Source organism: Acetobacter senegalensis, assembly GCF_001580995.1.
Classification (GTDB): Bacteria; Pseudomonadota; Alphaproteobacteria; order Acetobacterales; family Acetobacteraceae; genus Acetobacter; species Acetobacter senegalensis.
In genome coordinates this window covers 23,568-31,896 of sequence record NZ_LHZU01000109.1, presented here as the reverse complement: position 1 = coordinate 31,896, position 8,329 = coordinate 23,568, and the positions used below count along the sequence as shown (strand labels likewise).

Below are 8,329 nucleotides of genomic sequence, written 5' to 3'. Positions count from 1 at the left end.
GATGGCAACCCGCCGCCTGCCCCGACGACCAACCAGTAAAACCACAAGAAAGGCTGCCTTCCCGGCAGCCTTTTTTATGCCGTGCTCTCAGCATGAGCCGCCAGTTGGCCAGACCCCGGCCCAACCTGCATCATCTAAAATCACGCGTGAGCAGAGGGGCCAGATAAATGTGCCCCCTTTTTCTGCACACATGTTCGTGAGACACTCAGGGTTAAGGTCGCTCTTGGGGGCCGATTGACCTAGCTTCACCCTACACATCTATATACAGACTGATATAGATGGATATGCCGGAGCCCTACCCTGAACCTCTCTCCTCAAAGGACATAAAATCCATGAGTCCCTACCGCACAATCAATCCAGCCACAGGAAAAACCGAAAAGGTTTTTGACCTCCACTCCACGGAGGATATGCTCAAGAAGCTGGAACGTGCACACGGTTTCTGGCAGAATGACTGGCGTTACCGGTCCATTGCAGAACGCCGCACCCTGCTGAACAAGGCAGCAGATGCCCTGCGCGCCAACAAGGAAAAACATGCGCGCCTGATCTCCATAGAAATGGGCAAGGTTCTACCGGAAGCGATCTGGGAAATTGAGCTCTCGGCGGATATTCTTTCTTACTATGCTGACAAGGCCGAAACATTCCTCGCCCCCCGCGATCTACCCGTAGCGCAGGGGAAAGCACGGGTTCTGAGCGAACCTCTGGGGGTGATTTATTGTGTAGAACCCTGGAATTTTCCGTATTACCAGCTTGCACGCGTCGCCGCCCCCAATCTGATGGCGGGCAATGTTGTCATGGTCAAACACGCGCCAGGCGTGCCTCAGTGCGCCCTCGCTTTTGAAGCCCTGTTTCTGGATGCCGGAGCACCCGAAGGCGCCTACACCAACCTGTTCATTACCAATGATCAGTCAGAAACCCTGATTGGCCGCCCCGAAGTGCGCGGCGTTGCGCTGACGGGGAGCGAACGCGCAGGCAGCGCCGTAGCAGCACAGGCCGGACGTGCGCTCAAGAAAAGCACAATGGAACTGGGTGGTTCTGACGCCTTTATTGTGCTGGATGATGCCGATCTGGACGTTGTTGTGCCCCGTGCCGCCGTAGCAAGAATGGGGAATAATGGTCAGGTCTGCACGGCCGCCAAGCGGATGATTGTGCATCACTCTCTGGCTGAGGAATTCACGGCCCGGCTGAAAACCACCATAGAAGCTTTTCAGTATGGAGACCCGCTGGAGCAGGGCGTGACCCACGGCCCGATGAGCAGCGAAGATGCCATGAAACGCGCGGTCTCTCAGGTAGAAAAGGCCGTGGCGAACGGGGCAACTCTGGTTTCTGGCGGCAAGCCGCTTGATCAGGAAGGCTTCTTTATGAAGGCCGCAATTCTCACCCACGTGACAAAAGACAACCCCATTTTTTATGAAGAAATCTTTGGCCCGGTCGCCATTGTCTATCCCGTGCAGAATGATGAGGAAGCCGTGGCGCTGGCCAATGATTCTCCATATGGGCTAGGCGGCTCCATTCACACCAGCAACGAGGAACGCGGCTATCAGCTCGCTCAGCGGATTGATACGGGCATGGTTTTCATCAATGACGTTACGGGCACAGCCCCAGATCTGCCTTTTGGTGGAATCAAGAACTCCGGTTACGGTCGTGAACTTTCGGAATTTGGCATTGAAGAATTCATCAACCGCAAACTGATCCGTCTACCCTAAGGTTTTCAAAAACCGGCATCTGCCCCGCACGTTTCCACGTGCCGGGGCCCCATTGTTAATGGGCTTCTTCCATGCGGATGTCATCCGCTCGCAAGTCCGGCGTATGATCTTCTTCCGGCTTGCAGGGAACAGACCTGATTTTTCTCTGGCTCTGCGCGGCCTCTTCCTCATCTTCAGTCGGAGGCTTACGGTGATCAAAGCCGCTTTGATGAAAGCCATCATCCTGCGGCATGGAACCGGGGCCGCCTGAAAAGCCCCCCATGGCCTGCTGCATTCCCATACCGGCAAGGCCACCCGCCATCCCGCCAACGCCGGGCACGGCATTCAGGGCCATGGGCATGGCGCCACCCAATGTTTTTCCTACACTGGTCATGAATGTGCCGTGCACCCCGTGACGGGAGCGACCCGTGACGGGGTCTTGCTGGCAAACGTTCTGTGCGTCATCATGGTGGTGAGAGGCGCAACCCATCAGGGATACACAAAGACACGCAAGGGCCACGGCCGGGGTTCTGGTCATTTACACGCCTGAAAAAATTCGTTTTTCTACCAGATCGACGTGCCGGAGCATTGTGACCAAAACAGGGCTCCGGCTGACAGGCCAAGCTACAAGACGCACATATTCGCCGCAGAAGGATTTCACCCATGGCCGAGGAAAACTGGACAGAAGAAAGCCCGGAAGACGCCGAGGCCGATGCACGGGCCGACGCCATTTTCCGCCAGGCCGGTATTCCCGCCCCCAAACAGACAGGCCGGAGTTTTCTGGCGGCCGTGGTGCTGCCCGTTATTGTAGCGGGCGTTTTGCTGATTATTGGATTGTGGATGATGGCTGGCCCGCTTGGGCTTTATAATTGACGCGGTTCTTCTTCTTTTTTTCATCCCCGCCATTATTGGCAGAACCTCTGCCATAAATTGTTCGTTTTCTTTCTGGATGCTCCCTTCCCTCACGTTTTCTGGAGACGTTGTTTATGAAACCCAAAACCCTCACCGCTCTTGCCGCCCTGTTGGCAACCTGCACTCTGGCTGCCTGCATGCCCCCGCCACCGGGAGGTGACAGAATGGGCGGACCAGGCGGCCACGGAGGACGTGGAGACGGCGGCCGAAATGGCGGCCAATACGGAAATGGCGGCCCGAATGGCGGATATGGTGGTTATGGCAACCAGCAGGGTGGCAGACAGTCCGGCCCGTATGGCGGTATGGGCGGCGGCGGCGGTTACTGAGCCGTTACCCCCACAAAAAAAGCCTGCCGTTCCCTACAGGGCGGCAGGCTTTTCTTTTATGGAGCGTTCAGGCCAAAGCGGTATGATTACCGTCCTGCCTTTTTATCCGGATCTTCCTGCGATGGTGGATCACTGGCCGGAAAACTTTCTTTCAGAGACTCATCAAGCTCACGCTCTTTCTGTGATGGTTTCGGCTCTTTTTCGGTTTTCGTCATAATGATACCTCCCGTTCTTTAAACGCACAGAAGACAGATCTGATCCATGCAGGCCTGTACACACCTTTGCGAGCACGGCATCTTACCTCGTCAGACTGCAAATGGCATAAAGCGCCTTTAGCCATAGTGGCCTCCCAGCCCTTAATCTCTGGCAGAAAGAGGAAAAATCAACCTGGTTTATGTAACATAAATATGTCTAGCCTTATGACCTGCCATCTTAATTGCACCATGGTTTATATTGCGTTTCTGAAAACCTGCTTTGTGCATATCTGATATTTTCTTACAGGCCTTTATTCTCCCTGTATTGGTCCATACCGTCCTGCCGGAACGCTGGCAGACAAACCGGCCAGCGGATTAAGGATATTACGATATGAAAAAAGCACTTATCCTCGCTGCCGCTTTTGGTCTTTCCCTGCCCGTCATGGCACACGCTCAGGATGACTCATCCTATCAGTCCCGCAATGGTGAATCTGGCGAACACGGCCACGAAGGCGGTCGCCACGGTGGCCGGGACCAGATGAACGGCATGCAGGGCATGAACGGCAATTCTGAAAACCGTGGTGGCAACATGAACCACATGCGCGGTGGCAACCGTGAAGACGGAAACAGCAGCAACAGCAACAACAACGACCGCAGAGAAGGTGGTGAACGCGGCCACCGCGGTGGCGGCCATCACTCTCGCGGGGACAACAATCAGCAGGACGGCAACCAGCAGAACTGAGTTCCCTTCTGCCTGACTGAAAACATGAAGAGGGCGGCTTTTCGGAGCCGTCTTTTTCATATCCCCTCTGGCGTCATCTTTTTTTCACATATGCTTTGTATCAAGACGGATACACGCGACGTCTATTTGCGCACCCTGTAAACCGGGCCATGAACGCAATCCCTGCTCATCAGGACACGAGAAAAAGTGTAGCGGCACAGATCCGCGCGCTGCCCACGCAGCCTTGCTGCCACGCCACAATACAGCCGTAAAAAAAGGCCATCCTTTCTTGCGATGCATCTCCACCCTGCACGGTAGAATGCTCCCTTATGCAAAGGAAAAACGGGTGAAAATACAGTATATTGCAGCGTTTGTGACAAGCGGCATCCTGATGGCCGGGTCGCCTGCTCTGGCGCAGCAGTTTGGTGGTCCAGGCAACCAGCAACAAGGCCCGCATCAGCAAGGCGGCCGCGGCATGCAGGCCCCACCCCCACCTCCCCAGCGTGGCGGAGGACACGGTCGCATGGCGAACGGACCCGGTGGCGGCCGCGGTAATAATTTTGATAATTATGACATGAACCGCCGGTGGCAGCGCGGCCAACGATATGACGGCCCGCAGAATGACCGCTGGATTGTCAATAACTGGCAGGGTCGCCCCGGCCTGTGGGCTCCGCCGTCCGGGTATCGTTGGCTCCAGTATGGCAATCAGTTCCTGCTCACCAGCATTACCACGGGTATTATTGCAGGTGTTGTCAGCGGTGCCATCAGCTCTTCCATGGCTCCCTACTAAACTCCAGCCTGAAGCAAAGGCTTCCCTCTTATCGGGAAGCCTTTGTGCTTTACGCCGCGTGCCTACTCTGAAACAAAGCGGCCCTTCTAATCCGGCACGATGTAAAACTGCTTCTCCCTTCAGTTTCCCATTTCCTTGCGCGCTTCACCTGCCACACCCTGTTCCTGCAGCTTCGTGATTGTCTGAAGATGCGCCTTGTATTCTTCATAATGCTCTGGCGCAGCGTGAACAAAATGCGGGTCATCCATGTGAGGCACACGCCCATGGTGCCCGAAATTGACCAGACGTGCTTCCATAAGATGAATCTTGCCTAATATGTCGGCCTGAATGGCAATAACGGCCAAAGAAGACCCGATAAAGGGCCCCAGCAGATAGACCCACAGACCATTCCAGTTGCCCGCAAACAGATCAGGCCCAAATGACCGAGCAAAATTGGCGCTATTGCCGGAAATCCATGCTGTAAGCGGGTTCATGACGAAAAAGAAAATTCCCCCGATCCATGGTGTGACCCATTTGAAACGCGGATGAGCCGCCAGCCAGTACAACGTGGCGATCAGCAACCCCGTCACCAATATCTCGGAGCCCAGAGCAAACCAGACGGAAATACCCGTATAGGGCACAGTCGCGCCGTAATGGACAGCCAGCGCATGCACCTTCCATGAAGACAGGAAATATCCTGCTCCATAAACAAGCGCTGTGCCCAGAACAGCACCGATAATCTGGGAAATGATGTAGCCCAGCGCATCAATCCACACGATCTTCTTTGACAGCATGAAAGCCAGCGTGACCGATGGGTTGAGGTGCGCGCCACTCACTTTGCCAAATGGCGTCATGGCCGCCATGGTGCCCGCCAGACCAAAACATAAGCCACACAACGCAGCCTGAATGGCCGGATGCAACGACAGATGATCCCCTATCCATGAGTGCGGGGCCGAGAGGAGAATAACGCCCGCCAGACCAAACACCATGAGCACCGCCGTTGCAACCATCTCGCACAGGTAAAGACGCCAGTGAAAAGGCCGTTCAGGATGCGGCTCACCCGCCAGTGGCCGATCATGAAAATGAATATGGAAATGCGGCCAGTGAATATGGGGTAATCGGATATGCGGAAGATGAAAGTGCGGCAAATGAAGATGCGGCAGATGGTGGGACCAATCTTTCTTCTTGTCGTCTTGTGACATCTTGCAATCCAATAATATTTATATAATACGCACAGAAAGACTATCTGCACTCTGCGCGGTATGCTTGATGTAAAATGTGGTTATTTTATTTATTAATTTCAACGTAACTTTTTATTGATTCATTTTTACTCTATAAGTTTTATTTATTTTTGTTATTTGTTGTGATTTTTTTATATTTCCCATTCGTATGGTGTTTCTTAATTTCTATATTTTCAAAATAAAAATTACATACAAATCCTACTTTTATATAATAGCATTTATACCTATATTATTATTTTTCTTAATTGAATTTTGTATTTTTTATTGATCTCTATAAATTCCGCCTTCATCTTTCTTCTTGCAAATATTCTTATTAGATCTGCCTTACATATCTTGGGCGCGATGAACATACCATACCACCGCCCTGCACTTTCATACCCGGCATCATACCCCCAAAATCCGCTGCCTTGTGCGCTACTTATTGAGCACACAGCACGACCACCATGGGCGAAAACAGCAGTTTCCTCAGAAGAAGTGAGGTACCTTGCAATACTATTCATTTAGGAGATGGCGGACCCGAAAGGAAGGCAATATATCAATCAAATCAATGATATATGGTGTCTAACCATATTTTTTAGGTCTATGTGTACTGCGGGCCTCAGAATTTAATTGTCTAACATTACGGGCCTAAATTTCCCCTTGTACCCCACCCCAACCCGTACTATGCTCACGGGGCTGCGGCGGCGTGGATGGACACGCAAGGCGATCAGGGAATGGCAAGGGTGCAGTTATCCATTATGGATAAACACCAAGACGAAGCCAGCCTAAAGAAGCCGGTATCAAGCCCGGCCCGCAGCAACATAATCCGGTGCTAGGCGCAAAGGTGTGTAGGCGCTTCGATCCGCAGGATCGGCAAAAGCGCGGCGAAAGCCTGAACAGGTGTGGCGGATACACCGACCGGAGCCAGTTTCAGGTTCCAGCCGTCAAGTAATCCTTGATAGCTGGCGGGCGCCGGACCCGAACCGCTCTGGGCGTGATAAATGCCTATCGGTCTCTCTGGAAGTCGTCGTGTGCACACGGCGCAGACGTTGCGGTCGTTGAGGGCCGTGGGTAGAACCCGACAACGGCTGACGGTGGGAGCCCGTCACTCTTTCTCTGTCGTCTAATCGGTAGAGACAGCGGAGAGGCCAATTCCCACCGCAATTCTGTGCTTTAAACTTAAAGTGCCAACGGTTCTCCGCTTCCCACTGAGCGCCGTTGGCACAATGATCATTCCGCCGTGACAACCAGCAGCACACCGTTATTGCGGCACCTACCCTGCCAAATACGCCGCGTTATCCGCCCGCAACCGGTCGATATCTGGACCGGTCGGGTAGAGGCCAGACGGTAGAACCATCTGCGGCCAGATCAGGCCGTGCGCTTCCATGATACGAGACTGCACCCAGCGCCATGTGGCCTTCTGGCGACTGCCCCACGTCAGCAGCGTGACCTGATCGTCATCTGCTAGGCCAGCATAATCCCACAATAAAAGGCAATGGCCGCCCCATGATCCGGGCGTATTGTCCCCTGCCCGGTCAATATCCCACACTCCCGGCGCTTGATCAGCCTGAGCAAGCTGCACCCCAAGATATGCAGCCCCCATCCCAGCTACGACCAGCGCCAGAGCGTTGCGGTCTTGCGGGTCAATACTGCCCCAGAGCGGGTAAAATGCGCCGCTGTCCAGATGATAGCCATCCCGTCCAGCGATTCCGAGCACATCAACCTCAACGCCACCCTGGTCTGTATCGGGGTTGCGTGGGTCATAACCGGTGCTCTCGGCATAAAACCGCACAGCATCCCCGGTCGCCACATCAATCTGATACCCACCAAGCGCCGCAGTGGCCCGCAGATGGTTTGCCAGACCAACAGACGTGCAGTCCCCGATCTGGTCATTCCCCAGCATAAGCGGGGCCGGATCGATGTGATCCCGCACCAGACGCGCCGGTGCCTTGCGGTCCATCATGCGTAGGCCTGACAGGTGCGGTTGCAATGGGCGTGTCTCGGCAGGCTTGCAGCCGAGTTTACGATTCGTCATTTGTGGGTACGCCTCTCGCATGCCAGCACCAGAGGGCGGCATGCAGCATAGGGGCCGGTGAGAGTCGCACTCGGCCCGGTATATTCGATCTGGGCCACGCGCCCCTGTCGCAACCGTGCGACTAGGTGGCACGTCCCGCGTCCGCCAACGTCCAGTTCAAACGACAGCGGGGTTTTAATCGTGAGCGGCCCCTGCACCTGGGCATCCTGCCGCCACTCCAGCACCTCCCCGTCTGGCAACAACTCGCGGTTGTCGGGAACGCCAGCGCAGGCAATTAGATCTGACCGGGATGTGCCGATCAGATCATGCTGGGCCCGCGTCGGGACAGTCGAACAGGCGGATAGGGCAATGACAGCCAGCAGGCTAACCGAACGGATCATTGCGCCGCCCCAGTTTGTGCAGGAGGAACGCTAGGCCGCACCCGCTAAACAGGCCGCCAAGCGATCCGAAAACCAGCCCTATCGAAAACT

The 8,329-nt window shown here is 54.6% G+C and carries 10 protein-coding genes; 5 read left to right on the top strand and 5 right to left on the bottom strand.

Annotated features, from left to right (window positions below):
* Positions 1-332 precede the first annotated feature (332 nt).
* The gene (locus AD948_RS04520; RefSeq protein WP_058989088.1) at positions 333-1,703 is read left to right on the top strand and encodes an NAD-dependent succinate-semialdehyde dehydrogenase; all 1,371 of its coding nucleotides are present in this window, start codon (positions 333-335) and stop codon (positions 1,701-1,703) included.
* A 55-nt stretch (positions 1,704-1,758) separates the two neighbouring features.
* Here AD948_RS04520 and AD948_RS04515 read toward each other — a convergent pair whose 3' ends face one another.
* The gene (locus tag AD948_RS04515) at positions 1,759-2,220 is read right to left on the bottom strand and encodes a hypothetical protein (protein WP_006558827.1); all 462 of its coding nucleotides are present in this window, start codon (positions 2,218-2,220) and stop codon (positions 1,759-1,761) included.
* A 125-nt stretch (positions 2,221-2,345) separates the two neighbouring features.
* On the opposite strand from AD948_RS04515, the gene AD948_RS04510 reads away from it, so the two are divergent.
* Together AD948_RS04510 and AD948_RS18070 are read left to right on the top strand one after the other, a co-directional pair.
* A complete protein-coding gene (locus tag AD948_RS04510) occupies positions 2,346-2,555 on the top strand; it encodes a hypothetical protein (protein ID WP_058987174.1) in 210 nt (69 codons plus the stop codon).
* Positions 2,556-2,668: 113 nt separating this feature from the next.
* Entirely contained in the window at positions 2,669-2,920 is a 252-nt protein-coding gene (locus AD948_RS18070) for a hypothetical protein (protein WP_140385768.1), read from the top strand.
* An 86-nt stretch (positions 2,921-3,006) separates the two neighbouring features.
* On the opposite strand, the gene AD948_RS18840 is transcribed toward AD948_RS18070, so the two are convergent.
* Positions 3,007-3,135, bottom strand: coding sequence for a hypothetical protein (locus AD948_RS18840; RefSeq protein WP_006558832.1), 129 nt, complete (start codon positions 3,133-3,135; stop codon positions 3,007-3,009).
* Between the two features lie 370 nt (positions 3,136-3,505).
* Between AD948_RS18840 and AD948_RS18065 the strand changes: the two genes are divergently transcribed.
* Both AD948_RS18065 and AD948_RS04495 read left to right on the top strand, forming a co-directional pair.
* Entirely contained in the window at positions 3,506-3,856 is a 351-nt protein-coding gene (locus tag AD948_RS18065; protein ID WP_156478928.1) for a hypothetical protein, read from the top strand.
* A 325-nt stretch (positions 3,857-4,181) separates the two neighbouring features.
* The gene (locus AD948_RS04495) at positions 4,182-4,625 is read left to right on the top strand and encodes an RcnB family protein (protein WP_081473572.1); all 444 of its coding nucleotides are present in this window, start codon (positions 4,182-4,184) and stop codon (positions 4,623-4,625) included.
* 119 nt (positions 4,626-4,744) lie between these two features.
* Here AD948_RS04495 and AD948_RS04490 read toward each other — a convergent pair whose 3' ends face one another.
* From AD948_RS04490 to AD948_RS04480, 3 genes are all read right to left on the bottom strand, one after another.
* On the bottom strand, positions 4,745-5,728 hold the full coding sequence (locus AD948_RS04490; protein WP_237933449.1) for an MIP/aquaporin family protein: 984 nt from the start codon (positions 5,726-5,728) through the stop codon (positions 4,745-4,747).
* Positions 5,729-7,097: 1,369 nt separating this feature from the next.
* Positions 7,098-7,859, bottom strand: a complete 762-nt coding sequence (locus tag AD948_RS04485; protein ID WP_061470906.1) for a hypothetical protein — start codon at positions 7,857-7,859, stop codon at positions 7,098-7,100.
* The gene (locus tag AD948_RS04480; RefSeq protein ID WP_061470905.1) at positions 7,856-8,239 is read right to left on the bottom strand and encodes a hypothetical protein; all 384 of its coding nucleotides are present in this window, start codon (positions 8,237-8,239) and stop codon (positions 7,856-7,858) included. Before AD948_RS04480 ends, AD948_RS04485 begins: the two co-directional genes overlap by 4 nt.
* Positions 8,240-8,329 lie beyond the last annotated feature (90 nt).

Excerpts from the sequence above, each read along its gene's own strand:
- AD948_RS04515 (WP_006558827.1), bottom strand. The coding sequence starts at position 2,220 with ATGACCAGAACCCCGGCCGTGGCCCTTGCGTGTCTTTGTGTATCCCTG.
- AD948_RS04485 (WP_061470906.1), bottom strand. The coding sequence starts at position 7,859 with ATGACGAATCGTAAACTCGGCTGCAAGCCTGCCGAGACACGCCCATTG.
- AD948_RS18840 (WP_006558832.1), bottom strand. The coding sequence starts at position 3,135 with ATGACGAAAACCGAAAAAGAGCCGAAACCATCACAGAAAGAGCGTGAG.
- AD948_RS18065 (WP_156478928.1), top strand. The coding sequence starts at position 3,506 with ATGAAAAAAGCACTTATCCTCGCTGCCGCTTTTGGTCTTTCCCTGCCC.
- AD948_RS04520 (WP_058989088.1), top strand. The coding sequence starts at position 333 with ATGAGTCCCTACCGCACAATCAATCCAGCCACAGGAAAAACCGAAAAG.
- AD948_RS04480 (WP_061470905.1), bottom strand. The coding sequence starts at position 8,239 with ATGATCCGTTCGGTTAGCCTGCTGGCTGTCATTGCCCTATCCGCCTGT.
- AD948_RS04510 (WP_058987174.1), top strand. The coding sequence starts at position 2,346 with ATGGCCGAGGAAAACTGGACAGAAGAAAGCCCGGAAGACGCCGAGGCC.
- AD948_RS18070 (WP_140385768.1), top strand. The coding sequence starts at position 2,669 with ATGAAACCCAAAACCCTCACCGCTCTTGCCGCCCTGTTGGCAACCTGC.